Source organism: Mycobacterium branderi (assembly GCF_010728725.1).
Classification (GTDB): domain Bacteria; phylum Actinomycetota; class Actinomycetes; order Mycobacteriales; family Mycobacteriaceae; genus Mycobacterium; species Mycobacterium branderi.
This window is the reverse complement of sequence record NZ_AP022606.1, coordinates 2,665,598-2,689,368: the sequence shown is the minus strand read 5'-3', so window position 1 is coordinate 2,689,368 and position 23,771 is coordinate 2,665,598. Positions and strand designations below refer to the sequence as shown.

Here is a 23,771-nt window from a genome sequence, read left to right as displayed (position 1 = left end):
AAGTGATGGTCCTTGCCCAGCTGGCGCCCGGCCAGCGGGCAACCATCGTCGGCATGATGCCGCAGGCGAACTCGGCGGTGGCCGGCCGGTTATGGCAGCTGGGTTTTCGGCCGACCGCCCGGGTGGATGTGGTCCGCCGCGCGCCGATGGGCGATCCGACGATCTACCGGGTGCAAGACACCGAGCTCTGCATTCGCCGCCGGGAGGCGCGCCTGATCCAAGTGCTCACGGAAGCGGACCGATGACGTCGTGCCACACCGACGGGGGCAGTGCCGTCGCAGTCGCCGGTCACCGGCGCATCGCCTTGGTGGGCAGCCCCAACGCGGGCAAGACCAGTGTCTTCAACCACCTGACCGGGCTGCACGCCAAAACCGGTAACTATCCCGGTGTCACGGTCGGCCGCAGCGTCGGCACCACCCTCGTGGACGACGTGACGGTAGCCATCGAAGACTTGCCCGGCACCTACAGCCTCGACCCGATCAGCCCCGACGAACAGGTAGTGGTCGATCTGCTGACCGGTGAGCTCAGCGATGTCGACAGGCCCGATGCGATCGTGCTGGTCGCCGACGCAACCACGCTGCACCGCTCGATACCTCTGGTGGCCCAAGTGCTGCGCCTGGATCTGCCGTGCCTGTTGGCGCTGACCATGAGCGACGAACTGAGCGCCCGCGGCGGCCGGATCGACGCCGACGCGTTGTCTGCAGCGCTGGGCATCCCGGTGGCAATGGTCGTCGGACACCAAGGGGCGGGGCTCGACCGCCTGCGCACCCGGCTGGGATCGGTTGACCGATGGCAACGCCCGCCGATTCTCCCGCCGGCCGACCGCGACAGCATCGCGGCCTGGGGCAAGTCGGTCCTGGACGCCGCTGATTATGTTGTGCCACAACCGGATCGACGGACCAGTCGGATCGACCGATTGGTGCTGCACCCGTTGTGGGGCACCGTGATCTTCTTCGCGGTGATGTTCGCGTTCTTCCAGGTCGTGTTCACCGTCGCTGCGCCGCTGCGGGATTGGATCGCTCAAGGGCTGACGTGGCTGGGCAGCGAGGTCAGCGATCACATCGGCAACTCGGCCGTCAGCGGTCTGCTCGGCCGGGGACTGATCGGCGGGGTGGGCACGGTACTGCAGTTCATCCCACAGATTGTGTTGCTGTTCTTGCTGATCGCGCTGCTGGAGAACATCGGCTACATGTCCCGGGCGGCGTTCTTGATGGACCGGGTGATGGCCACCACCGGACTCGAGGGCCGCGCCTTCGTGGCGATGTTGTCGTCGTTCGCCTGCGCGATCCCGGGAATCATGGCGACGCGCACGTTACCGTCGTCGCGCGATCGAATCGCGACCATCCTCACCGCACCGCTGATGACGTGTTCGGCGCGGCTGCCGGTCTACACCTTGCTGATCGGTCTGCTGGTTGCGCCGCAAACCCGTTGGTGGGGGCTCAGCGCGCAGGGCATCACGATGTTTTTGCTCTATCTCGGCGGCGGCACATCGGCGCTGATCGCCGCTGGGTTGTTCAAATCGACGATCCTGCGCAGCGACTTGGTGCCGTTCACCATGGAGCTTCCGCCCTATCGATTCCCTTCTGCCAAAGTGGTTCTCGTCGCGATCTGGAGCGCGACAAGGATGTTCCTGCGCAAGGCCGGCACGATCATCCTGACCGTTTCCGTGGTGTTGTGGGCGCTGCTCAACTTACCGACGCGAGGCGCGGACACCGCCAACATGCCCGCGACCGATGCGACGGCATACGTGATGGACCATAGCTACGCCGCGGACGTCGGCAAGGCGATCGAGCCGATATTCCGGCCGCTCGGCTTCGACTGGCGCACCGATGTCGCGTTGGTGGGTTCGCTGTCGGCGCGCGAGGTGTTCGTGTCCACCCTGGGCGAGATTTCGGCGGCGACACATCCCGACAAGCCGGCTGAGTCGCTGGTGGCAATGACCGACGATCACGGCCACAAGGTGTTCACCGCGCCGACCGTGATCGCGCTGCTGGCGTATTTCATGTTCGCGTTGCAGTGCATGTCCACGATCGCGGTGATGCGACGAGAGACCAACTCGTGGCGCTGGCCGGCGCTGGCGTTCGGTTACATGTTCGTCCTGGCGTGGGTGATGGCGTTTGCCGCCCGGTCGATTGCGATAGGGCTCGGCGCATGATTCCGATGCATGCCACCGCCACTGCCAACCCGCGGCAGCTGCGCTGGGTGGTGCCACCCGCCAAATTGCCGCTTGCCGGCAGGGTCCGGCACGCCCCGGGTCGGCTCGGCGCCTGGCTGGAGCGTGGAGTCATCGACGAGCTGGTGGTGCGCGGCGCCGATGTGCTGATCACACTGAGCGCCGGGCAGAGTTGGCGCGATCTCGGCGATCAGCTGCGCGACGCGCTCGGCGAGGCGCTGCTGGACCCGGCCGGCTGGGAGGTCGAGGGCTCCGATAACAGCACCGCTGAGTTGGCAGAGGTCGCGGCGGAACTACTGGCCGGGCCGATCGGCGCATTGGCCGAATCACACGGCGGGTCCATCGAATTGGTCTCGGTAACCGACAACCAGGTCACGGTGCGGATGTCTGGCTCCTGCGACGGTTGCCCGGCTGCCGCCTCGACGCTGTACGAAAAGTTTCAGCAGGAGCTGCACCGACGCGTCGGCGGCCATGTCACCGTCTCGTGCGAAAGCAACTCACTGTCATTGGGCAAGAAGCTGCTGTCCCTGCTGACGCGCTGACGCCGGGCTACTGCTGCTCCTGCTTGACCGGCGGGCGGTAGAAGAGCAGCAGCTGGCCGATTCCACCGGCCAGGCCGAGCAGCACCGATATCCCCAGGCCCTTCCAGCCGTCGAGCCAGTTGTGCCCGAAGATCAGCCAGTCGAGGCTGTACTGGCCGGGCCCCAAGGTGGCCACCGCGACAGCGCCGACCGCCAGCACCATCACGTACTCCCAGCCTTCGTTGATGATGAAGAACCCGTGCGGCCGGTGTACGGTCCACGCGGCGACGAACATCAGCGCGACGAAGCCTGCGGCCGGGATCGGCGTGAGCAGCCCGGCGGCCAGGCCCAGGCCGGCGCTGACCTCGGTGCTTGCCGCGACCAGGGCCTGGAAGGTGCCGGCCTTCATGCCGATGCTGGAGAACCAGCGGGCGGTTCCGGGGATGCGGCCGCCGCCGAAGAACTTGTTGTAGCCGTGGGCGGCGAGCGTCAGGCCCAACGCCACGCGCAAGATCAGTAAACCGACATCGTAGGCAGTCATAGACGCAAACCTAGATCATCGGGTAGGCAGAAGTATCCTGCCTCCCGCCAACAAGCACCTAAGGAGCCTCACATCAAGATCGCGATCATTGGCGCCGGCAACGTCGGACGCACACTGGGCACCGCGTGGCACGACCGCGGCCACGATGTCACGTTCGGGGTTCGCAACCCCGACGACCCGAAGTACGCATCGCTCGGCACAGTCCAGACCAACGAATCCGCTGCAGCCGCAGCCGATGTCGTGGCCTTGTGCACTCCTTGGCAGAGCACCCACCAGGCTGTGCAAAGCTGCGGCGACCTCTCCGGCAAGATCGTCATCGATTGCACCAACCCGCTCACTCCAGACGTCACCGCGCTTGAAGTCGGCCTCACCACATCCGGTGCCGAGCAGGTGGCGGTGTGGGCATCCGGCGCGCGGGTCTGCAAGGCGATGAACCAGATCGGCGCGCCGATGATGGATTCTCCGCAACTGTCCGGCACACCGGTGATGTTCGTCTGCGGTGACGACGACCAGGCCAAGTCGGTGACCGCGGGCCTGGTCACCGAGTTGGGCTTCGAAACCGTCGACGTCGGCGAACTGAGGCTGGCGCGGCTGCTCGAGCCGTACGCGCTGTTGTGGATCCACCTGGCGTTGCGTCGCGGATTCGGCACGAACTTCGGCTTCGGGTTGCTGCGCGGCCAGTCCTGACGATGCCTGCTGCCACCGTAGTGTTCCTCGACGGCGATGCGCGATACCCGCCGGAGATACTGGGCCACAAGGGATTCGGGATCGACACGATGCGACGGCATGGACTGCCGGTACCGCCCGCGTTCTGCCTCACCACCGAGGTGGGTGCCCGCTATCTGGCCGAACCCGAGGTGACGATGGACGCCGTCTGGGATGGCGTGCTCGACGGGATTCGCCGGCTGGAAGCCGCAACGTCGCGCACGTTCGGGCGCGGGCCGCGTCCGCTGCTGGTCAGCGTGCGCTCCGGCGCGGCCGTGTCGATGCCCGGCATGATGGATACGGTGCTGGATCTGGGCATGTGCGGCGACGTCGAACAGGCGCTGGGCGCGTTTGGGCACGATACCCGGCGGCGGTTCACTGACGGGTATCGGCGCGTCGTGGCGGATCGGGTACCCGAGGATCCCTACCTGCAGTTGCGCGCGGCGATCGAAGCGGTGTTCAGGTCGTGGAACTCACCGCGCGCCGTTGCGTACCGCGCCCACCACGACTTGGATAACAGTGGTGGCACGGCCGCGGTTGTGCAGGCGATGGTGTTCGGCAACATGAACGCCAATTCCGGTGCAGGCGTGGTATTTTCCCGTAATCCGATGACCGGCGCCGACGACGAGTTCGGCGAGTGGCTGCCAGGCGGTCAGGGCGACGACGTCGTGTCGGGCACCGTCGACGTCAAACCGATCACCGCACTGCGCGACCAGCAGCCCGTTGTCTACGACGAGTTGATGTCGGCCGCCCGCAGTTTGGAGCGGCTCACCGCCGATGCGCAGGAGATCGAGTTCACGGTCGAGGACGGCACGCTGTGGCTGCTGCAGACCCGGTCGGCGAAGCGGTCGGCGCAGGCCGCGGTGCGACTGGCGCTGCACCTGCGCCGCGACGGGCTGATCGACGACGCGGAGGTGCTGCGCCGAGTGACCCCTGCTCACGTCGAGGCGCTGTTGCAGCCGTCGTTGCAGCCGGAAACCCGGTTGGCGGCGCCACTTTTGGCCAAAGGACTGGCCGCCAGCCAGGGTGTGGCCACCGGGCGGGCATACACCGACGTGGACGCCGCAGTGGAGGCCGCCGACCGCGGCGAGGACGTGATCCTGGTGCGCCACCACACCAGCCCGGACGACATCCACGGCATGCTGGTTGCGCGCGGCGTTGTCACCGAGACCGGCGGCGCCACCAGCCATGCGGCCGTAGTCAGCCGCGAGCTGGGCCGCGTCGCGGTGGTGGGCTGCGGCGGCGGGGTCACTGAATCGCTGGCGGGCAGGCTGGTCACCGTCGACGGCAACGAGGGCGAAGTGCGCGACGGCGCACTGGAACTCACCGCGTGGTCCGAGGACGACTCGCCGGAACTTCGCGAGTTAGCCGAAATAGCACGGCGATTCAGCCCGCTTCGCGACGGGACGCTGACCGCCATGCTTAGCTCACTACGGCAATCATGAGCGAATTGACTGTGCTGCAGGCGGTCCGGTTCAAAGGCCGGATCAGTCCGGCCGACCTGTCCGCCACGTTGGGTGAGGATCCGGCCGACGTGGTGGCGACCGTGCAGCAGCTGACACAGGCGGGTCTGCTGATCGACGGAAAGACTGTGAGAATCAGCCCCGACGGGCGGACCCGCCTGACCGAGTTGCTGGCCGAAGACCGCGCGGCCGTCGATGCGGGTGCAATGGCCGCCGTGTACGACGACTTTCGTGGGGTGAACGCCGAATTCAAGTCGCTTGTCACGGATTGGCAGGTCAAAGACGGGCAGCCCAATACCCACGAGGACGCCGCTTACGACGCGGGGGTGCTGGCCCGTGTTGACGAGGTACACCGGCGCGTGGTGCCGATCATTGCGACGGCCGCGCTTCAGCTGCCCCGGCTGAGCCACTACTCGAGCAAACTGCAGGCGGCCATCGACAAGATCCATGCGGGCCAGACCGAGTGGTTGTCCCGGCCGCTGATCGACTCCTACCACACCGTGTGGTTCGAGCTGCATGAGGAGCTGATCCTCGCCGCGGGCCGAACCAGGGAATCCGTTGAGGATCAGTGAGTTACAGCGTGGCGTTCAACGCGCCGACGTAGGCGTCGATGTCATGGATCGCCGACTCGGCCGCATGCACGCTGATCGCGACCGTGTCGCCGATGCCGTGCACACCGTGGGTGAGGCCCATCGCCGGCGACAGCGCGGGGAAGCCGGCGGTCAGAAGGACGGGCGCATCGCCGAAGCGCAAGTCGGCGGAGCCGCGATGGACGCTGGACACGACCGTGTTGCCGGATACTTGCATCGGGCGGGCGTCGATGTCGAATTGCGTTACGCCCCAACGCAGCAGTGGGGCGGGCACCGCGGCGAATGCCCGGTCAGCGGCGCGGGCCGCCGGGTGCTCGGCGCGGCGCCGGGCATTGGCCAGCTCCGCGACAATCCGCTCCGTTCGGGCTTCCCATGGAAGGTCCGGATGCAGCCCCACAGTAACGTTGCGGAAGTGGTTGTTTGCCCGTCGGGCACCGGGTTTGACCATCGGCACCTCGGCTCCCAACGAACCGGCCACGCCGCCCAGGTAAGCGGAGAGCGCGTTGGCCACCGCGGCCAGCACAGCGACGGTGACGGTAGGCCCCCGCAATTGTGAGCGTTGACGCACCAGAGTGCGAACCGCACGCGTACCCGACGGGCGGGTATTGGTGATCAGCGCCGGCCGTGATCCGGGCGGGTTTTCCAGCACTCCCGCTTCCATATCCCGGACCAGTTGCCGGTGGGTGCGGGCCGCTATGAAGGCGCGTGACGGCAAGAAGCCCGGCGACGGGGCGTTGACGTCGGGCACTGGTTGCGCCCGGCCGAACAGCCAGCCGGCCATCGCCGATGCGCGGGCGCCGTCGGCCAGTGCGTGCGCGACCTGCAGGACCGCCACTGTGCCCGGGCCGGAGCTACCAGGAACGTCGTTTACTTTCGCAAATAGGTGTAGCCGCCACGGATTTCGGCGGGCGTCGAGTTGGTCGTTGGTGAGCCGCACCACGGCGTCGAGGCATCCGCTCCAGCTGTCGTCGTCCAGGTCGTGGATGCGCGGCGGCTCGACCGGCGTCGGCACCCACTGTGGATATGTCAACGGCCACCCGTCGCTGACCCGGATCGTCAAGCCTCGGCAAGCCGCTGCTCGGCCGCGGACCTCGTCCACGGCACGCTGGAAGTCGGCCGGCTCACCGGCGAACGCGTAGAGCAGGAACTGGTCATTGGGGATCTTGGCCGACATCCAATAGAACTGGGCGTCGACCGCCGCCATCCGGGCCGGCATGCTGCCCAGCCTAGGTTGTCATGGGCCTGTTGCCGCATGGCAAGATGCGCGCGAAGCTCGATTCGTTGCCTCACGTGAACGTGCGCGCTTGCCGGCTTGGGTCTAGGTGGTGGGTCCGGCCTTACTGGTGGTGATGGTGAGGAGCTGGCGCTCGACGGGTAGCAGTCGCCGTTGCCCTGTTTTGCTGGCTCTCGAGGTGGGAACTGCGGCCACGCGAACCAGAGAGCGGCGGTCCATCGCCATCAACCACTGTAACCACTTGTGTCACTTTAGTTTTGCCTGTGGAATGTGGTGGCGCCTGTCCGGCGCCCGTGATACCATTCGAACATGCGTTCGAGTAGCCGTGAGGAGATCGTCGAGGCCTTCGACGCACTCGAATCTGCCATGAAGCGCGCCCTGGACCTGACGTTTGATACGTTGACCACCCCGGAATGCCTGGCCATGTTGGAGCGCTGTGAAACCATCCGCCGGCGGTTGCCGGCGGTGGAGCATCCGCTGATCAACCAGCTGGCCGAACAGGCCAGCGAGACTGAGTTGGGCGGCACGCTGCGGTTTGCGCTGGCCGAGCGGTTGCGCATCACCCCGGCCGAGGCCAGTCGGCGCATTCACGAAGCCAAAGACCTCGGGCCGCGCCAGGCGATGACCGGCGAACCGTTGGCGCCGGTGTTGCCCGCGACCGCCGCCGCCCAGCGCGGCGGGCAGATCGGCGCCGGTCATGTGGCGGTGATCCGTGGTTTCATGCACCGGCTGCCCGGCTTCGTCGACGCCGAAACCCGCGCACACGCCGAGGCCCACCTGGCCGAGTTGGCCGGGCAGCATCGCCCCGACGACCTAGCCATGTTGGCCCAGCGGCTCACCGACTGCCTCAACCCCGACGGCGACTTTTCCGACGACGAGCGGGCGCGCCGACGCGGCCTGACCCTGGGCAAACAAGGCCCCGATCTCATGTCACACCTAAGCGGCTGGATCACCCCGGAACTGCGCGCCACCCTCGAAGCCGTGTGGGCCAAACTCGCCGCCCCCGGCATGTGCAACCCCGCCGACACGACACCCGTCGTCGACGGCACCCCTTGCGAGGAGACAGCCCAACGCGACACCCGCAGCACCGGCCAGCGCAACCACGACGGGCTGCTGGCCGGACTGCGCGCACTGATCGCCTCCGGAAACCTCGGCCAGCACAACGGGCTACCGGCCAGCATCATCGTCACCACCAACCTGCAAGACATCGAAGCCGGCACCGGACACGGCCTCACCGGCGGCGGAACACTACTGCCGATGTCCGATGTGATCCGGATCGCCTCCCACGCCCACCACTACCTAGCCATCTTCGACAAAGGCAAAGCCCTGGCGCTGTACCACACCAAACGTTTAGCGTCGCCCGCCCAGCGAATCGTGTTATACGCGAAGGATCGCGGGTGCACGTTCCCGAATTGCCCGGTACCGGGCTATCACTGCGAAGCCCACCACTGCACCCCGTATGCCCAATGCCACACCACCGACGTCAACGACCTCACCCTAGGCTGCGGCGGGCACCACCCCATCACCGAAGACGGCTGGACCACCCGCAAAAACACCCACGGCGACACCGAATGGATACCACCCCCACACCTCGACCACGGCCAACCCCGCACCAACAACTACTGGCACCCCGACAAACTCCTCCGGCCAGACGACGACGAAGACGACCCGTAGCGCTAGCTTGCCGAGCCGATGAACCTGAGAACCAACTCGGCGACCTCCTCCGGCTGGTCAAGTTGCAGAAAGTGTCCGGCGTGTTCGACGATCGCCACGTCGCTGCCCGCGGGCAGCACCTTCTGCGTCCAATGCGCGAAAGCCGGTGTGGCGCAGCCGTCGTCGCGACCATGTAAATATAAGCTCGGCAAGGCCGGCGCTTCGGTCCAATGCCGGTGCAGCTCGGCGTACTGCGCGGGTGGCCGCGTGTTACGGATCGTGGCCCGGTACGGGCCCAGCGCTGCGCGCCAGCTCTCCGGCGTGCCGATCGCAGCGTCGACATGCCGCAGATCCTCCTCGGCGTCATAGGCCGGCGACCACTGCCGCCACAGCCGCGGCAACACCCAGGAGGCGGAACGCTCTGGCAGCCACGGCAATTGGAAATACATGATGTACCAGCTGCGCATGAGCTGGCGCGGAAGCTCGCGCAGCAGCCGGAACCGGTCGTCCACTCGCCCCAGAGGCCGAAACGCCGCCGCCGGCGGCACCGACATGATCACCGCCTTGGTGAAGGGGCTGTCGGGCATCGCGGCCAAGCCGGTCGCGGCAATGGCGCCCCAGTCGTGGCCGATGATCACGTCGCGGTCGCTGCCGCCGGCCGCTGACCGTACACGCAGGGCGTCGTCCATCAATGCCCCGATGTGATAACTGCCGTCAGACGGAATCGCAGACGGCACGTAGCCGCGCATGAACGGCGCCACCACTCGCCAGCCCGACTCGGCCAGCCTCGGAGCGACATTGCGCCAACTGTATGCGGTGTCAGGAAAACCATGCAGGCACAGCGCGATTGGGCCGTCGGACGGCCCCCACGTCAGTGCTTTCAGTTCCACCGCGGGGGCGTGCACGTCGATCCAACGTGGTCCAGTCATCACCTGATCCTTCTCATGCCGGCGGTTCGATGGGATCCCATCCGGAGATCATCCAGTGCTCGCCGACTTTGTCCAAGGTGACGCGCACACTCGACGCCGCGTCGGCCGGCGGCGCGCTACCCACCGTGACAGTCTGGTCGACGAACACCAACACCACCGCATGGTTTTCGGACGCGGACACCGACGCCGCCGCGGGCACCCTGGCGGCCGCCGAGACGTGCCGTTCCTTGGCATTGGGGATCAGCACATCCTGGGTCACCTGCGAGTAGGTGTCGCGGAATCGTCCCGTCAAGCGAGCTTGTGCGGCCCTGACATCCTTGTCGACGGACTCTGGCCGGAACGACAGCAACACGACGGCGGAATCCTTTGCGGCCTGCACTGATTGGATGCGGGCGACGTCGGTGTTGCGGATCGACGAATCCTGCCACTTCAGATAGCCGGCGGCCATCCCGAGCAGCAACACCACACCGGGGATCACACCGTAGATGAGCACATCTGCCCACGTGGCACGACGCGCGGTGGTCGCTTCCGACGGCTGCGTCATGACACGAATGCGACGTTGGAGATCTTGCCCACGCCGCCCGTCTTCTGCACTGTGATCCGCATCCGCCACACCTGCGGCTCCTGCTGTGGCCCTGCGGGATTCGCGGACTTCACCGTCACCGCCACCAGCACCTGGCCCACGTCGCCGCGCTGCGATTCCAGCCCCGCCTCGTCGACGGTGCCCTGCAGCCTCGAGTGATCCCGCTTGACGATATCGACGAACGGCCGCCACCGCTGCGAGAAGTTGTCGTGGAAGCTGCCCGTCGATGCGTCGAGGATGCGTTGCACGTCCGCGTCGATGTGCTGGTAGTCGATCGTGGTCAGGTTCACTGCGGACTGCCGCGCCGCTTGTACGAACAGGTCGCGTCGCGCGTCGGACTCGTGCGCCTCGTAGCTCCGGAAACCGAGCCAGCCGACTAGCCCCGCCAGCACCACCATCCCAATCAACCCGGCCAGCAGTGACATCCGATGGACCGGGAGTCCACGTGTGGCGCCCCGTTGCGGTACCTGGACCGGCTTTTCGTCAGGGTTCGCAACATCGTCAGCCATGGCTTCCAAATTACGTGCCGCTGACGGGTGCGGGCGCCGAAATTTAAGACTGACCGGCTAGACCTGCGCCACAGCCTTTTCCAGGTCCGCAATGACGATCTTGCGCATGCCATGCATCGCCCGGGTGGCCGCGGCGGCACGCGCGGGATCGGGATCACTGACCAACTCGACGAGCCGCTGGGGCACGATCTGCCAACTCAGCCCGTAGCGGTCTTTGCACCAGCCGCACTGCGATTCCTCGCCACCGTCGGTCAGCCGGTCCCAGTAGTAGTCGACCTCGGCCTGGTCGGTGCAGTCGACGGTGAAGGACACCGCCTCGGTGAACCGGAAATGCGGCCCACCGTTGAGTCCGATGAACCGCGTGCCGTCGAGCACGAAGCTCCCCCAGGCCACCGAACCCGGCACTCCCGGGCCGGCCTCGGTATACCGCTTGAAGTCCTCGATGTGCGAGTTGGGGAACACCGAGGTATAGAACTGCGCGGCCTCCTCCAGGTTGTCGTCGAACCACAGCGACGGTGTGATCGCTGGCATGGCACCTCCTAGTCGTCGTTTCGATAGGGATCGACCCAGGCGGCGGGGAAAACTCATCGCACCTGCGCGCAGACATAGACCGTCCGTGGCGATCGCAAGCGCGGCGAAGCCGGGCACAGCGGGTCGCCACCAGCCAGCTAGGTAACGTCAGGACGATGAACAGCACACCGCAGACCGTCGAGTACTCCGGCGTCGACGGGATCACCCTGGTTGCCGACGAGTGGAACCGGGGCGCGGCAGACGGCCGGCCGAGTGTGCTGATGCTGCACGGCGGCGGCCAGAACCGGTTCTCCTGGAAGAACACCGGCCAGATCCTCGCCGACGAGGGATTCCACGTGGTGGCCCTCGACAGCCGCGGCCACGGGGACAGCGATCGGGCACCCGACGCGGACTACGACGTCGACACACTGACCGCCGACGTCATGCAGGTCCTCGACGCGATCGCACGGCCGGTCGTGCTGATCGGGGCGAGCATGGGCGGGTTGACCGGCATCCTGGTCGCGGATCGCGCCGGTCCGGAGCGCGTCACCCGACTGGTGCTGGTGGACGTGGTGCCGCGGTTCGAAAAGCAGGGCAGCGCGCGCATCCGCGACTTCATGGTCAGCGGCCTGCACGGGTTCGACACGCTCGAAGAGGCCGCCGACGCCGTCGCCGCCTATCTGCCGCATCGGACCAAGCCGCGCAGCCCGGAGGGGCTGAAGAAGAACCTGCGGCTGCGCGACGGCCGCTGGTACTGGCACTGGGATCCGGCGTTCATGACCAAGCCCGGCGACGACCCTCAGTTGCGCACCGAGAAGTTCGAGCTCGCCGCCGCGGGCCTGACCATTCCGGTGCTGTTGATCCGCGGGAAGCTTTCCGACGTGGTGAGTCCGGAAGGAGTGCAGCACTTTCTGGCCACCGTGCCGGGCGCCGAGTTCGTCGAGCTGTCCGAAGCCGGCCACACCGCCGCCGGCGACGACAACGACGCCTTCAGCGACGTCGTCGTGTCGTTTGTCAGCCGCTAGCAGCCTTTTCGTCGTGGCCGCCGAACTGCTTGCGCATCGCCGAGAGCGCCTTGTCGGCGAACTCGTCGAGGCGCCGTGAGGCAAACCGCGAATACAGCGCCGACGTCAGCACCGGAGCGGGCACCCCTTCGTCGATCGCCGCGATGCAGGTCCAGCGACCCTCGCCGGAATCGGAGACATGACCGGCGAACTCCTTCAGATCTGGCGCTTGGTGCAAAGCGATCGCGGTCAGATCCAGAAGCCACGATTCGATCACGCTGCCGCGGCGCCACAGCTCGGTGACCTCAGGGATGTTGATGTTGTACTGGTAGTACTCCGGGCTGGCCAGCGGTGCGGTCTCCGCGTCGCCCTGCCCCTTCTGGGCGCGGGTGCCGATGTCGGCGTTGCGCAGAATGTTCAGGCCCTCGGCAAGGGATGCCATCATCCCGTACTCGATGCCGTTGTGCACCATCTTCACGAAGTGCCCCGACCCGGCCGGCCCGCAGTGCAGGTAGCCCTTCTCGCTTTGAGCGACTTCGCCGTCGCGACCGGGCGTGCGTGGCGCCGCGTCCACGCCCGGCGCGACAGTGGCGAAGATGGGCTCGGCGTGAGCGAAGGCGTCGTCGTCGCCGCCGATCATCAGGCAGTAGCCGCGTTCGCGGCCCCACACGCCGCCGCTGGTTCCGCAGTCCAGTAGCCGAATTCCTCGCTCGGACAACAGCTTTGCGTGCTTCATATCGTCGCGGTAGTAGGAGTTGCCGCCGTCGATCACGATATCGCCGGTCTGCAGCACGTTGGCCAGCGCAGTGATCGCCTCGGTGGTGATGTCGCCCGCCGGCACCATCACCCACACCACCCGCGGTGTGCTGAGCTTCTCGGCGAGCTCGCCCAGCGACGCCACACCGGTGACGTTGTCCTCGCCGGCCATCGCCTTGACGGCGTCCGGATTGCGGTCGTACACCACACATTCGTGGCCGTCTTTGACCACGCGCCGGACGATGTTCGCGCCCATCCGGCCAAGGCCGATCATTCCTAGCTGCATGTCGTCAGTTCTCCTTACTTCGACGCGCGGTTGTTCGGCATCCAGGGCTCTTCCCAACCGTGATGGCCCCGCAGCAGCGCTCGTGCGGCGTCGGGACCCCATGAGCCGGGCTCGTATTCGTGGACGTCGCCGGGATTGTCCAGCAGCGGCTGCACGATCCGCCACGTCTCCTCGATGCTGTCTTCTCGGGCGAACAGCTGCCGATCGCCGCTCAGTCCGGCGGACAGGAGCCGCTCATACGGCTGCAGTGGCTCTCCCAACTCAGCAGCGAACAAGGAGTCGAGATGCACGTCGCGCCAGGAGGAGTCACCGTCTTTGGCCACCAGCTGCAAGCGCATGCCGGGGTCCGGGTCGATACGCAGCACGATTTGATTGCGCGACGCCCGTTCGCGCTTGGGCAGAAACGCCAATGCGGGAACGCGGCGAGTGAACAAGCGAACCTCAGTTACCTTCTCGGGCAACGACTTGCCGGCACGCAGAAAAATCGGTACCCCGGCCCAGCGCCAGTTGTCGATTTCCGTCCGTAGCGCCACGAACGTCTCGGTCTGTGAGTCCTTGGCCACGCCATCGATGTCGGTGTAGCCGCGATACTGCCCTCGCACATAATGTTTCGGGTCCAGCGCCGGCATCGCGCGGAACACCTCGGCCTTCTTGTCGTTGAGATCGTCGGCGCTTGGACCGACTGGCGGCTCCATCGCGACCAGTGCGAGCACCTGCAGCAGATGGTTCTGCACGACGTCGCGCAACGTGCCGACGGCATCGTAGAACTTGCCCCGGTCCTCGACACCGAAATTCTCGGCCATCGTGATGTGAATCTCGGAGATGGTGCGGCGGTCCCACAGCTCGGCCAGGGTCGTGTTGGCGAACCGCAGATATTCCAGCTCGACGACGGGTTGCTTGCCCAGGAAGTGGTCCACACGCAGGATCTGCTCCTCAGCAAGTACCCTGCGCAACGCGTCGTTCAATTCGCGCGCCGAGGCCAGGTCGTGGCCGAACGGCTTCTCCACCGCGACCCGCGACTGCTGCAGCAGCCCCGCCTTGCCCAGGTTCTCGACGATCGGGGCAAACAGCGACGGCGGCATCTCGAGGTAGAACAGGCAATGGCGGTCCGAGCCGATCTGCGTGGCCAGCTCCTTGTACAGCGCCGAGTCGGTGACGTCGCCGTGCAGGTAAGACAACCGGTCGGCAAGCCGGTCGAACACCGCGTCGTCCATCGTCTCGCCGGTGTCGGTGATGGCTTTGTGCGCCCGCTTGACCAGTTCCTGCGTCGTGATGTCGTCGGCGGCGACTCCCAAGATCGGACATTGCAGCGCCTTGCTGCGCTCCAGGCGGTACAGCGCCCGGAAAGTCATCTTGCGCGCCAGGTCTCCGGTGATGCCGAAGACCACCAGCATCTCTGAGGAGCCACCGCCGCGCTCGGCCAATACCGGACCCTCCCCCAAAATCGGCTACAGGCTCAACCCTAGACCCGCGAAAGTGCATTCCACGACGGGTGCACTCGGTAAACACATCGGCAGTTGCACTTTCGCGGAGAAGAAAAGGGAAAGATGCCAGGCATGGGTGACCCGCTGATGCTCGCGGTCTACGTCCTGGCGGGTGTCGCCGTGGCCGAAGCCGCCGCGCTGGCCTTCCTGTGGGCGGCGCTGACCCGCAGCCGCCGTGAGGCGCAGGCGCTGCGACGCCGTGCCGATAGCCGGAGCTGGCTGCTGTCCGGGGGCCGCGAGGCGGTCAAGACGGTGTGGCAGACCGCGAACCTGGTCCGCAAGGAAGGACTCGGCGCCGCGGTCCGCAGCTCGATCGAGGACCTCGCCGACTGGGCCGAAGTCGAGCGGCCCGACTTGGCCCGGGTCACCCCGGATGGGCGTGTGGTGATCTTGTTCTCCGACATCGAGGAATCCACCGCGCTCAACGAACGGATCGGCGATCGCGCCTGGGTGAAGTTGATCGACGCCCACGACAAGCTGGTGCGCCGGCTGGTCAAGAACTACTCAGGGCATGTCGTGAAAAGTCAGGGCGACGGCTTCATGATCGCCTTCTCCCGCGCCGAGGATGCGGTGCGCTGTGGTGTCGACATCCAGCGCGCGCTGGCCCGAGATGCTCAACGCAAGCGGCGCAACGGGTTTCGGGTGCGGATCGGGATTCACATGGGTCGTTCGGTGCGCCGCGGCGACGACCTGTTCGGCCGCAACGTCGCGATGGCGGCCCGGGTCGCGGCGCAGGCCGCCGGCGGGGAGATCCTGGTCAGCGAGGCGGTGCGCGACGCCGTCGACGGTTGTGACGGGATCGGGTTCGACGACGGCCGCGACGTCGAGCTGAAGGGGTTCAGCGGCACCCAGCGGCTCTACGCGGTTAGCGCTTAGTCTCGGATTCGGCCAGCCGCTGGTGCAGCCGGGCCCGGATTTCGTCGGGCGTGTAGGACTTTCGCCGCCGCTGGTCGCGGGCCACCAGCACTCCCCCGGCAGCGACGCCGACCAGACCGGCCACCCCGAGCCACTTCCACACGTTGCGCATGGGGTAAGTCTGCCTATGGTGCTCTGGTGGACACCAGTACCGTGACTCTGGAGCGTGCGCTGGAGGAGACCCGCACCGGCGACATCTGGCTGTTTCGCGGCAGCTCCCGACCCGACCGCACGATTCAGACGCTGTCGAACAGCCCGGTCAACCACGTCGGGATGACGGTGGCCATCGACGACCTGCCGCCGTTGATCTGGCATGCCGAGCTCGGCGACAAGTTGACCGACATCTGGACGGGCACCAACCACCGCGGCGTGCAACTCAACGACGCCCGCCAAGCCGTCGAACGGTGGGTGCACCACTATCACCAGCGCTGCTGGCTGCGTCAGCTGACGCCGTATGCCGACCGCGAGCAGGAGGACCGCATGCTGCGGGTCATCGCCCGCCTGGACGGCACCCCCTTCCCCACCGCGGCGCGACTCACCGGGCGTTGGCTGTTGGGTCGGATCCCTACCGCGTACGACTGGGTAGAAGGAATCCCTTTGGTAGACAAGAAGGTTCGCGACGTCGCGCGACGGCGCAGAGCGCAGCGGAACGACGTCGGCCTGGAGACCGCCTACTGCGCCGAGACGGTCGCGATCACCTACCAGGAGATGGGATTGCTCGCCATCGAAAAGCCGTCGAATTGGTTTGACCCCGGCTCGTTTTGGAGCGGCGATACGTTGCCGTTGGCGCCGGGTTATCGGCTCGGCGACGAAGTCGCCGTCAGCGTCCCGCCGGGTTAAATCGCTACGACGCGAACCAGATCATCAAGCCCCGCAAAGTCTTCGGCGTTGCGTGTGTAGAGATCTAGCCCGTTGGCGTGCGCTGTGGCGGCGATCAGCAGGTCCGCAAACCGGCTTCGCGGTTTGCGGCCTTCGCCGACTACGGCGGCGACCACAAGTCCATAGCTGCGTACCGCCGCCCCGTCGAACGGAAGCGGCTCGAACTTCGCCTCGATCTCTTGCAGCCGTTGCTGTCGCTTGGCCGCTTCGGTGGCAGTAGCGGCGAGTTGCGGTCCGGCAGCCAATTCGGCGGCGGTAATGGCCGATATCGCCATCTGGTCCGGCAACGACTTGATGACATCCGGGTCGTGCCAGTCGATGACGACCGAGGTGTCGAGCAGTCCAGACGCAGCGTTCATAGGCGCTGATCGATCGCACGATCAAGGTCTTCGCGGAACTGATGGCGATCGATTCGGACGCCCGCCGCCGCCAGCGCAACCACCTCATCCCGCGGAACGAAGGAGCGACGGCCAGTCCGGATCGGTCGCAGTTCGGCGACCGGCTCGCCGTTGCGCGTGACGATAAAGGACTCGCCGGCTGCCACGGCGTCAATCACTTTCGCGTTCTGGTTGCGCAACTCGCGCTGCGCGATCACATGCGCCATGTAGCGAGTGTAGCGAATTGTGCTACGCGTCGCTACACTCGCTACGGTTTCTTAGATGGGAGTCCAAACCTTGTTGTTCCAGAAACCCCAAGCATTGTCGGTGGTCTTCCACATCACGTGCGCCCCAGGCGCCCACGGCGGTGGAGGTGGCTGCGGCGGCGCCCACGTCGGTGGGGGTCCCCAGGGACCGAAGCCCGCCGGACCCGCTGCGCCTTGCCAGTCGTGGCATTGACTCCAGTCCCAGTCGTAGGCCGTGCCCCAGCTCGGGTCCCAAGAATTACCCGGGCACCAATGATGGCCAGGGGCCGCCTGAGCGATGCCGCCGGACAGTCCGAGAGCGGACAAAGCCACCAGCACGCTCGCCGACCACCGTCTCGTTTGCTTTAGAGTCGCCATCTGCTAGAGATTCCCCCTTGGCTGGGGTCCAGGCAAGTAGAGATATCAGGACGGCAGGCGTCGCCTTGCCTGAAAGGTGACGCCGAGCACCGTGTTTGCGAGATCCGGCCGAGCCTGGGCAAAACCACGGATCGTACGATAGAACGACCAAACCTGGCGAGGGCTGGGAACTTTCGGTATCCAGGCCAGTTCCCAATGAATCCCATTGATCGGGTCGTCAAAGAAGACTGCGTAATAGCCGGGCCAGTATTGCGGGTACTCCTTTGGTTCGTCAGTGACCGGAACATCCCGCCCGATCAAGAATTCACGATGAAAGCGGTCGACTTCCTTTCTGTTCCGTGCCCACAGCGCAATGTGGTTGATGCCGACCGCCTGGTCGCTGTGCGTCAGCCTTCCCCCAGTCCGGGCCGGCTGAATGCCGATGTAACTGTGCGGGTTGACGTAGCGCGTCATGTAGTACGTCGACTGGTACTCCATGTTCAGCGACGAGAAGCTGCTGTATCCCAGCCAGCCGAACAACGCGTCGTAGAACGCGATGGAGGTGTCATAGTCCAACACCGCGAACTCGACGTGACTAACACCGCGCCACCACGCCGATGCGTGATGTGAATGACGCGGACCACCACGCTCGGCGATTACACGTTGAAGCGGAACTCCACCACGTCGCCATCGGCCATCACGTAGTCCTTGCCCTCCATCCGTACCTTGCCGGCAGCCTTGGCGGCCGCCATCGACCCGGCGGCGACCAAGTCGTCGTAGGACACGATTTCGGCCTTGATGAAACCCTTTTCGAAGTCCGAGTGGATTACTCCGGCCGCTTTCGGCGCGGTGTCGCCCTGGTGGATGACCCACGCCCGCGCCTCCTTGGGCCCGGCCGTCAGGAACGTCTGCAGCTTCAGTGTGTGAAAGCCGGCCCGGGCCAGCGCATCGAGGCCGCGTTCGGTCTGACCAATGGACTCCAGTAGCTCGGCGGCCGACTCGTCGTCGAGCTCGGCCAGTTCCGCTTCGATCTTGGCGTCCAGGAACACCGCATCGGCGGGCGCGACGAGCTCGCGCAGCGCGGCGACCCGCTCAGCGTCGGTCAACACGGCTTCGTCGGCGTTGAACACGTACAGGAAGGGCTTGGTGGTCAGCAGGTTCAGCTCGCGCAGCGGCGAGGCGTCCAGGCCCGCGGCGAAAAGCGTCTTGCCGCCGTCAAGGATCTGCTGGGCCGCCACTGCGGCCTCGTGGACCGGCTTGCGGTCCTTGTTGTTGCGGGCCTCTTTCTCCAGCCGCGGCACGGCGCGTTCCAGGGTTTGCAGGTCGGCCAGGATCAACTCGGTCTCGATGACTTCGATATCGGATTTGGGGTCGACCTGCCCGGCGACGTGGGCCACGTCGTCGTCCGAAAACACCCGCACCACTTGGCAAATCGCGTCGCACTCGCGGATGTTGGCCAGGAACTTGTTGCCCAGCCCGGCGCCTTCGGAAGCGCCCGCGACGAGCCCGGCGATGTCGACGAACGTCACCGGAGCCGGGACAATCCGCTCCGAATCGAACATCTCGGCCAGCTTGGGTAGCCGTGGATCGGGCAGTGGGACGACGCCCTCGTTGGGTTCGATGGTCGCGAACGGGTAGTTGGCGGCCACCACGTCGTTTTTGGTCAACGCGTTGAACAGCGTCGACTTGCCGACGTTGGGCAAACCCACGATCCCCAGGCTCAAGCTCACAGGGAGCCAAGTGTAGGGGTGATCGCAAGCGCGGCGAAGCCGGGCGAAGCGGATCACCCCCCAAACGACGAGGTGATCGCAAGCGCGGCGAAGCCGGGCGAAGCGGATCACCCCGCAAGTCCAGGGGCAGGTCTTTACGCGCCTTTCGGCGCTGAGCCGGTACGGTCAACGTGTGTCAGCACAGCGGGCGAGATCGGCGGTGGCGGCGGATCACCGCTCGATCATCCCGACCATGCCCGGTGTCCCATGGTGGGCGGCTGTCGTCATCGGCGTGACCGCCACGGCGGCGGGTTTTGCGTTCGACGCCGGATCGGGAAACAAGGAGCTGACCGGCGTCTTCTCCGCCCTCTACGTCATTGGCTGCCTGGCCGCAGTACTGGCGGTGCGGCAGGCCGGCGTGTTCACCGCGGTCATCCAGCCGCCGCTGATCCTGTTCTGCGCGGTGCCGGGGGCGTATTGGCTGTTCCACGGCGCCAAAATCGCCGGGCTCAAGGACCTGCTGATCAACTGTGGCTATCCGCTGATCGAGCGTTTCCCGCTGATGCTGTTCACCTCGGCGGCCGTATTGCTGATCGGGATGGTCCGCTGGTATCTGGGCATGGCCGCGCGCTCGGCGGCGACAGGCGAAGCCGACACGGCCAGCGAACGCAAGGACAGCCTCGTCGCGAAGCTGGCGTCGCTCCTCGGGCGCCAATCTGCCAAGCCCGAGCACACCAGCAAGACCGCGACGGCCCGGACACGACGCAGCCAGCGTTCGACGAGATCGGCCAAGGCAACCAGTGAACGACCGGCGAGGCGCGCGGCCGCCTCGCGATCCCGCCATGTGCGGCCGCCGCTGGATGACGACCCCGCGGTCGACCGCACCCGTCGTCGACGCCCGGCGCCCGCCCGCGACGCCGATTTGCCCGACCCACCGCGACGGACCAGGACGCCGCGCGACCCGGATTTGCGCGGCCGGCCGCCGCGGGAGATCCGCCGCGACCCGCATGTCCGTCGCAGCGGCGCGGCAACCCGCCGCAGCAGTCGCTTCGACCCGTACGACCCCATCGAGCCGTACGAGCCGGCAAAACCTGCAGAGCCCCCGCGCCGCCGGCCCGCACCGACCGGCGCCACGGCAACGCATCACCCGATCTCGCGGGTTCGCTACCGGAACCCAGCTCCGCCCGACCAGACCTAGCAACACTAGGAACGGGCGGGGCGGATTTCTCGCGGCAGCGCGAACACCAGCGTCTCGTTGGCCGTCGTCACCGGCTGCACCACGTCGTAGCCGTGTTCGGCCAACCGCTCCAACACACCGCGCACCAGGATTTCGGGCACCGAAGCGCCGGAGGTGACGCCGACGGTGGTGACGTCGTCGAGCCATGCCGGGTCGATGTCGTCGGCGCAGTCCACCAGGTGCGCGGCGCGAGAACCCGCACCCAGCGCCACCTCGACCAGCCGCACCGAGTTCGACGAGTTGGCCGAGCCGACGACGATCACCAGCTCGCACTCGGGCGCCATCGCCTTGACCGCTACCTGGCGGTTCTGGGTGGCGTAGCAGATGTCGTCGCTGGGCGGGTCCTGCAGCTTCGGAAAGCGCTCCCGCAGGCGCTGGACTGTCTCCATGGTCTCGTCGACGGAGAGCGTGGTCTGCGAGAGCCAGATGACCTTGTTCTCGTCGCGGACCGTGACCTGCTCGACGGCGCTCGGCCCGTCGACCAGCTGCACGTGGTCGGGCGCCTCGCCAGCGGTGCCGATTACTTCCTCATGGCCCTCATGACCGATCAGCAGGATGTCGTAGTCGTCGCGGGCGAACCGTTTGGCTTCGTTGTGCACCTTGGTGACCAGCGGGCAGGTGGCGTCGATGACCTGCAGCTTGCGTTCGGCGGCCGAGGTGTGCACCGTCGGCGCGACGCCGTGCGCGGAGAACACCACGATGGCGCCCTCGGGAACCTCGTCGGTCTCGTCGACGAACACCGCGCCCGCCTTGGCCAGCGTCTCGACCACATGCCGGTTGTGCACGATCTCGTGGCGCACATAGACCGGCGGGCCGTGCTTTTCGAGCGCCCGCTCGACCGTCTCGACGGCGCGGTCGACGCCGGCGCAATACCCGCGGGGCTCGGCCAGCAGCACCCGTTTGCCGGTGGCAGGCTCGACCACCGAGCTGGACGCACCCGGAATCCCCATGTTGACGGTCGGCGGCATGCCAACCAGGGTACTTTCCGCCGACATGCAGCCGCCAGCTTGGACTTGACCGCTGCTTAAGGCAGGCTGGGACGCATGGCTACTGCACCGTATGGGGTTCGGCTGCTGGTGGGGGCGGCGACCGTCGCCGTCGAGGAGACGATCAAGCTGCCGAAAACCATCCTGATGTACCCGATGACATTGGCCAGCCAAGCCGCGCACCTCGTGATGCGCTTCCAACAGAACATGGCCGATCTGGTGATCAAGGGCGACGCCACCCTGGAGACCATCTTCCCGCCGAAGGACGAGCAGCCGGAGTGGGCAACGTTCGACGAGGACCTGGACGAGGAGCAGCCCGTCGGCGTCGACGCCTCCGACAGCGATCGCCGCGCCGAAGGGCGGTTCGCGCTGTACTCGACATCCGATGCGCCGGCCGATTCGCCGATAGCCAGGCACGCCAAGAAGAAGCCGACGTCCGACACGCCCGCGCCGCCGGTGGCCAAGGAGCTCGACTACGAGACCCTGACGCTGGCTCAGCTGCGGGCCCGGCTCAACACTTTGGACGTCGACGAGCTCGAGGCGTTGCTGGCCTACGAAGAGGCCACCCGGGCGCGCGCGCCGTTCCAGACGCTGCTGGCCAACAGGATCACCCGCGCGACCGCGAAGTGACCCAAGCCGCGCAACCGAATTCAGCCGAGAACCCCTTCCCGGTCCGCGCGGTAGCCATCCGGGTGGCGGGCTGGATCGACAAGCTGGGCACTGTGTGGGTGGAAGGCCAGCTGACTCAGATCAATATCCGGCCGGACTCCAAGACCGTGTTCATGGTGCTGCGCGACCCCGCCGCCGACATGTCGCTGACGGTGACGTGCCCACGTGATCTGGTGCTGAGTGCGCCGGTCAAACTGGCCGAGGGCACCCAAGTGGTGGTGTGCGGCAAGCCCACCTTCTACACCGGCCGGGGCACATTCTCGTTGCGGCTGAGTGAAATTCGCGCGGTGGGTATCGGCGAGCTGCTCGCGCGCATCGAGCGGCTGCGCCGGCTGCTGGACGCCGAAGGACTCTTCGATCCGCGGCTCAAGCGGCCAATCCCATTCCTGCCCAGTGTTATTGGGCTGATCACCGGCCGGGCCAGCGCCGCCGAGCACGATGTGACGACAGTGGCCGCCGCGCGCTGGCCCGCGGTACGCTTCGCGGTGCGCAACACCGCCGTGCAGGGCCCCAACGCCGTCCCGCAGATCGTCGACGCGTTAGGCGAATTGGACGCCGACCCGGACGTGGATGTGATCGTGGTGGCCCGCGGCGGCGGCAGCGTCGAGGACCTGCTGCCGTTTTCCGACGAGACGCTGTGCCGCGCGATCGCGGCGTGCCGCACTCCGGTGGTCAGCGCGGTGGGTCACGAACCCGATAATCCGTTGTGCGACTTGGTTGCCGATCTGCGCGCCGCCACCCCGACCGATGCGGCGAAGAAGATCGTGCCGGATACCGCGGCCGAGCAGCATCTGATCGACGACCTGCGGCGGCGCAGCGCCCAGGCGTTGCGCAACTGGGTGTCTCGGGAAGAACGCGCACTGGCCTCGTTGCGCAGCCGCCCGGTGCTGGCCGAGCCGTTGGCGGGGTTGACCGCGCGCGCCGACGAGATCCACCGCGCGCGGGCGGCGGTGCGCCGCGACATCACCCGGTTGATCGGAGCCGAGAGCGACCGCGTGGGTCATCTGGCCGCACGGCTGGCAACGTTGGGCCCGGCGGCCACCCTCGCCCGCGGCTATGCCGTGGTGCAGACGGTTCCGCCGTCCGGTCCTGCGGCGGTGCTGCGGTCGGTTCATGACGCCCCGGCCGGAACCAGGCTGCGGGTACGGGTCGGCGACGGCGCGGTGGCGGCGACGAGCGAAGGACCGACCGATGGAGACTAGGCCTGTTAGTGAGCTCGGGTACGAGGAATGCCGCGACGAGCTGATTGAAGTCGTCCGACTGCTGGAGCAGGGCGGGCTAGACCTAGACGCGTCGCTGAAGCTGTGGGAAAGAGGCGAACAGCTGGCTAAACGCTGTGAAGAGCACTTAGCTGGAGCTCGCAAGCGAGTGGCCGATGCGCTGGCTGCCAGCGACGCCGAGGAAGGTGGATAAGGCAACCGGTTCCCAGATTTCTATCCCGAATTGGAACACGTTT

The 23,771-nt window shown here is 66.6% G+C and carries 28 protein-coding genes; 14 read left to right on the top strand and 14 right to left on the bottom strand.

From position 1 onward, the window contains the following. Positions 1-5: 5 nt before the first annotated feature. The 3 genes from G6N47_RS13880 to G6N47_RS13870 are packed head-to-tail and all read left to right on the top strand — an operon-like array spanning position 6 to position 2,715. On the top strand, positions 6-245 hold the full coding sequence (locus G6N47_RS13880) for a FeoA family protein (protein ID WP_197945478.1): 240 nt from the start codon (positions 6-8) through the stop codon (positions 243-245). Beyond that, the gene (gene feoB, locus G6N47_RS13875; RefSeq protein WP_083133013.1) at positions 242-2,155 is read left to right on the top strand and encodes a ferrous iron transporter B; all 1,914 of its coding nucleotides are present in this window, start codon (positions 242-244) and stop codon (positions 2,153-2,155) included. Before G6N47_RS13880 ends, feoB begins: the two co-directional genes overlap by 4 nt. Continuing rightward, positions 2,152-2,715, top strand: a complete 564-nt coding sequence (locus tag G6N47_RS13870) for a NifU family protein (protein ID WP_083133014.1) — start codon at positions 2,152-2,154, stop codon at positions 2,713-2,715. Before feoB ends, G6N47_RS13870 begins: the two co-directional genes overlap by 4 nt. A 7-nt stretch (positions 2,716-2,722) precedes the next feature. On the opposite strand, the gene G6N47_RS13865 is transcribed toward G6N47_RS13870, so the two are convergent. Further along, positions 2,723-3,235: a DoxX family protein gene (locus G6N47_RS13865; RefSeq protein ID WP_083133015.1), complete on the bottom strand. Its 513-nt coding sequence runs from the start codon at positions 3,233-3,235 to the stop codon at positions 2,723-2,725. Between G6N47_RS13865 and G6N47_RS13860 the strand changes: the two genes are divergently transcribed. From G6N47_RS13860 to G6N47_RS13850, 3 genes are read left to right on the top strand one after another with little or no spacing between them, the layout of a single operon-like run. Continuing rightward, a complete protein-coding gene (locus G6N47_RS13860; RefSeq protein WP_308206284.1) occupies positions 3,221-3,922 on the top strand; it encodes an NADPH-dependent F420 reductase in 702 nt (233 codons plus the stop codon). The genes G6N47_RS13865 and G6N47_RS13860 overlap by 15 nt on opposite strands. 2 nt (positions 3,923-3,924) lie before the next feature. Then, a complete protein-coding gene (locus G6N47_RS13855; protein ID WP_083133017.1) occupies positions 3,925-5,385 on the top strand; it encodes a pyruvate, phosphate dikinase in 1,461 nt (486 codons plus the stop codon). Then, positions 5,382-5,975: a MarR family transcriptional regulator gene (locus G6N47_RS13850; protein ID WP_083133018.1), complete on the top strand. Its 594-nt coding sequence runs from the start codon at positions 5,382-5,384 to the stop codon at positions 5,973-5,975. Before G6N47_RS13855 ends, G6N47_RS13850 begins: the two co-directional genes overlap by 4 nt. 1 nt (position 5,976) lies before the next feature. Here G6N47_RS13850 and G6N47_RS13845 read toward each other — a convergent pair whose 3' ends face one another. Further along, positions 5,977-7,209 (bottom strand): WS/DGAT domain-containing protein, encoded by a 1,233-nt coding sequence (locus G6N47_RS13845; RefSeq protein WP_232080209.1) that lies wholly within the window; start codon positions 7,207-7,209, stop codon positions 5,977-5,979. A 327-nt stretch (positions 7,210-7,536) separates the two neighbouring features. Here G6N47_RS13845 and G6N47_RS13840 point away from each other — a divergent pair, with 327 nt between their 5' ends. Further along, complete coding sequence (locus G6N47_RS13840) at positions 7,537-8,901, top strand: 13E12 repeat family protein (RefSeq protein ID WP_083133019.1); 1,365 nt, start codon at positions 7,537-7,539, stop codon at positions 8,899-8,901. Between the two features lie 2 nt (positions 8,902-8,903). On the opposite strand, the gene G6N47_RS13835 is transcribed toward G6N47_RS13840, so the two are convergent. From G6N47_RS13835 to G6N47_RS13820, 4 genes are read right to left on the bottom strand one after another with little or no spacing between them, the layout of a single operon-like run. After that, entirely contained in the window at positions 8,904-9,809 is a 906-nt protein-coding gene (locus G6N47_RS13835; RefSeq protein WP_083133020.1) for an alpha/beta fold hydrolase, read from the bottom strand. A 13-nt stretch (positions 9,810-9,822) separates the two neighbouring features. Continuing rightward, positions 9,823-10,353, bottom strand: coding sequence for a hypothetical protein (locus tag G6N47_RS13830; protein ID WP_083133021.1), 531 nt, complete (start codon positions 10,351-10,353; stop codon positions 9,823-9,825). After that, the gene (locus G6N47_RS13825) at positions 10,350-10,901 is read right to left on the bottom strand and encodes a mammalian cell entry protein (RefSeq protein WP_139799618.1); all 552 of its coding nucleotides are present in this window, start codon (positions 10,899-10,901) and stop codon (positions 10,350-10,352) included. The genes G6N47_RS13830 and G6N47_RS13825 overlap by 4 nt, the downstream gene beginning before the upstream one ends. A gap of 57 nt (positions 10,902-10,958) precedes the next feature. After that, positions 10,959-11,432 (bottom strand): VOC family protein, encoded by a 474-nt coding sequence (locus tag G6N47_RS13820; protein WP_083133023.1) that lies wholly within the window; start codon positions 11,430-11,432, stop codon positions 10,959-10,961. 155 nt (positions 11,433-11,587) lie between these two features. Between G6N47_RS13820 and G6N47_RS13815 the strand changes: the two genes are divergently transcribed. After that, the gene (locus G6N47_RS13815) at positions 11,588-12,436 is read left to right on the top strand and encodes an alpha/beta fold hydrolase (RefSeq protein ID WP_083133024.1); all 849 of its coding nucleotides are present in this window, start codon (positions 11,588-11,590) and stop codon (positions 12,434-12,436) included. Here G6N47_RS13815 and gnd read toward each other — a convergent pair. Together gnd and G6N47_RS13805 are read right to left on the bottom strand one after the other, a co-directional pair. Continuing rightward, positions 12,426-13,559, bottom strand: a complete 1,134-nt coding sequence (gene gnd / locus G6N47_RS13810; RefSeq protein ID WP_232080208.1) for a phosphogluconate dehydrogenase (NAD(+)-dependent, decarboxylating) — start codon at positions 13,557-13,559, stop codon at positions 12,426-12,428. The genes G6N47_RS13815 and gnd overlap by 11 nt on opposite strands. After that, a complete protein-coding gene (locus G6N47_RS13805) occupies positions 13,472-14,881 on the bottom strand; it encodes a glucose-6-phosphate dehydrogenase (protein WP_083133026.1) in 1,410 nt (469 codons plus the stop codon). The genes gnd and G6N47_RS13805 overlap by 88 nt, the downstream gene beginning before the upstream one ends. A gap of 123 nt (positions 14,882-15,004) precedes the next feature. On the opposite strand from G6N47_RS13805, the gene G6N47_RS13800 reads away from it, so the two are divergent. After that, positions 15,005-15,817 (top strand): adenylate/guanylate cyclase domain-containing protein, encoded by an 813-nt coding sequence (locus G6N47_RS13800; protein ID WP_083133027.1) that lies wholly within the window; start codon positions 15,005-15,007, stop codon positions 15,815-15,817. Here G6N47_RS13800 and G6N47_RS29195 read toward each other — a convergent pair. Next, entirely contained in the window at positions 15,807-15,968 is a 162-nt protein-coding gene (locus tag G6N47_RS29195) for a hypothetical protein (RefSeq protein ID WP_139799619.1), read from the bottom strand. The two genes, G6N47_RS13800 and G6N47_RS29195, sit on opposite strands and share 11 nt — an antisense overlap. A 26-nt stretch (positions 15,969-15,994) precedes the next feature. Here G6N47_RS29195 and G6N47_RS13795 point away from each other — a divergent pair, with 26 nt between their 5' ends. After that, positions 15,995-16,696 carry a guanylate cyclase gene (locus tag G6N47_RS13795; RefSeq protein ID WP_083133028.1) on the top strand — a complete coding sequence of 234 codons (702 nt, stop codon included), beginning with the start codon at positions 15,995-15,997 and terminating at the stop codon, positions 16,694-16,696. Here G6N47_RS13795 and G6N47_RS13790 read toward each other — a convergent pair. The 4 genes from G6N47_RS13790 to ychF form a co-directional block, all read right to left on the bottom strand. After that, a complete protein-coding gene (locus G6N47_RS13790) occupies positions 16,693-17,094 on the bottom strand; it encodes a type II toxin-antitoxin system VapC family toxin (RefSeq protein ID WP_083133029.1) in 402 nt (133 codons plus the stop codon). The two genes, G6N47_RS13795 and G6N47_RS13790, sit on opposite strands and share 4 nt — an antisense overlap. After that, positions 17,091-17,339: a type II toxin-antitoxin system Phd/YefM family antitoxin gene (locus G6N47_RS13785; RefSeq protein WP_083133030.1), complete on the bottom strand. Its 249-nt coding sequence runs from the start codon at positions 17,337-17,339 to the stop codon at positions 17,091-17,093. Before G6N47_RS13785 ends, G6N47_RS13790 begins: the two co-directional genes overlap by 4 nt. 441 nt (positions 17,340-17,780) lie before the next feature. After that, positions 17,781-18,293, bottom strand: a complete 513-nt coding sequence (locus G6N47_RS13780; RefSeq protein WP_232080207.1) for a VOC family protein — start codon at positions 18,291-18,293, stop codon at positions 17,781-17,783. A 77-nt stretch (positions 18,294-18,370) separates the two neighbouring features. Further along, positions 18,371-19,444, bottom strand: coding sequence for a redox-regulated ATPase YchF (gene ychF, locus G6N47_RS13775; protein ID WP_083133032.1), 1,074 nt, complete (start codon positions 19,442-19,444; stop codon positions 18,371-18,373). Positions 19,445-19,616: 172 nt separating this feature from the next. Here ychF and G6N47_RS13765 point away from each other — a divergent pair, with 172 nt between their 5' ends. After that, the gene (locus G6N47_RS13765) at positions 19,617-20,621 is read left to right on the top strand and encodes a DUF6542 domain-containing protein (protein WP_139799620.1); all 1,005 of its coding nucleotides are present in this window, start codon (positions 19,617-19,619) and stop codon (positions 20,619-20,621) included. A 5-nt stretch (positions 20,622-20,626) separates the two neighbouring features. Here G6N47_RS13765 and G6N47_RS13760 read toward each other — a convergent pair whose 3' ends face one another. Continuing rightward, entirely contained in the window at positions 20,627-21,628 is a 1,002-nt protein-coding gene (locus G6N47_RS13760) for a 4-hydroxy-3-methylbut-2-enyl diphosphate reductase (protein ID WP_083133034.1), read from the bottom strand. Between the two features lie 75 nt (positions 21,629-21,703). On the opposite strand from G6N47_RS13760, the gene G6N47_RS13755 reads away from it, so the two are divergent. The 3 genes from G6N47_RS13755 to G6N47_RS13745 are packed head-to-tail and all read left to right on the top strand — an operon-like array spanning position 21,704 to position 23,728. Further along, positions 21,704-22,276, top strand: coding sequence for a lipid droplet-associated protein (locus G6N47_RS13755; protein WP_083133035.1), 573 nt, complete (start codon positions 21,704-21,706; stop codon positions 22,274-22,276). Then, positions 22,273-23,517, top strand: coding sequence for an exodeoxyribonuclease VII large subunit (xseA, locus tag G6N47_RS13750; protein ID WP_083133036.1), 1,245 nt, complete (start codon positions 22,273-22,275; stop codon positions 23,515-23,517). The genes G6N47_RS13755 and xseA overlap by 4 nt, the downstream gene beginning before the upstream one ends. Further along, complete coding sequence (locus tag G6N47_RS13745; RefSeq protein ID WP_083133037.1) at positions 23,507-23,728, top strand: exodeoxyribonuclease VII small subunit; 222 nt, start codon at positions 23,507-23,509, stop codon at positions 23,726-23,728. Before xseA ends, G6N47_RS13745 begins: the two co-directional genes overlap by 11 nt. The last annotated feature ends 43 nt before the right edge of the window (positions 23,729-23,771 follow it).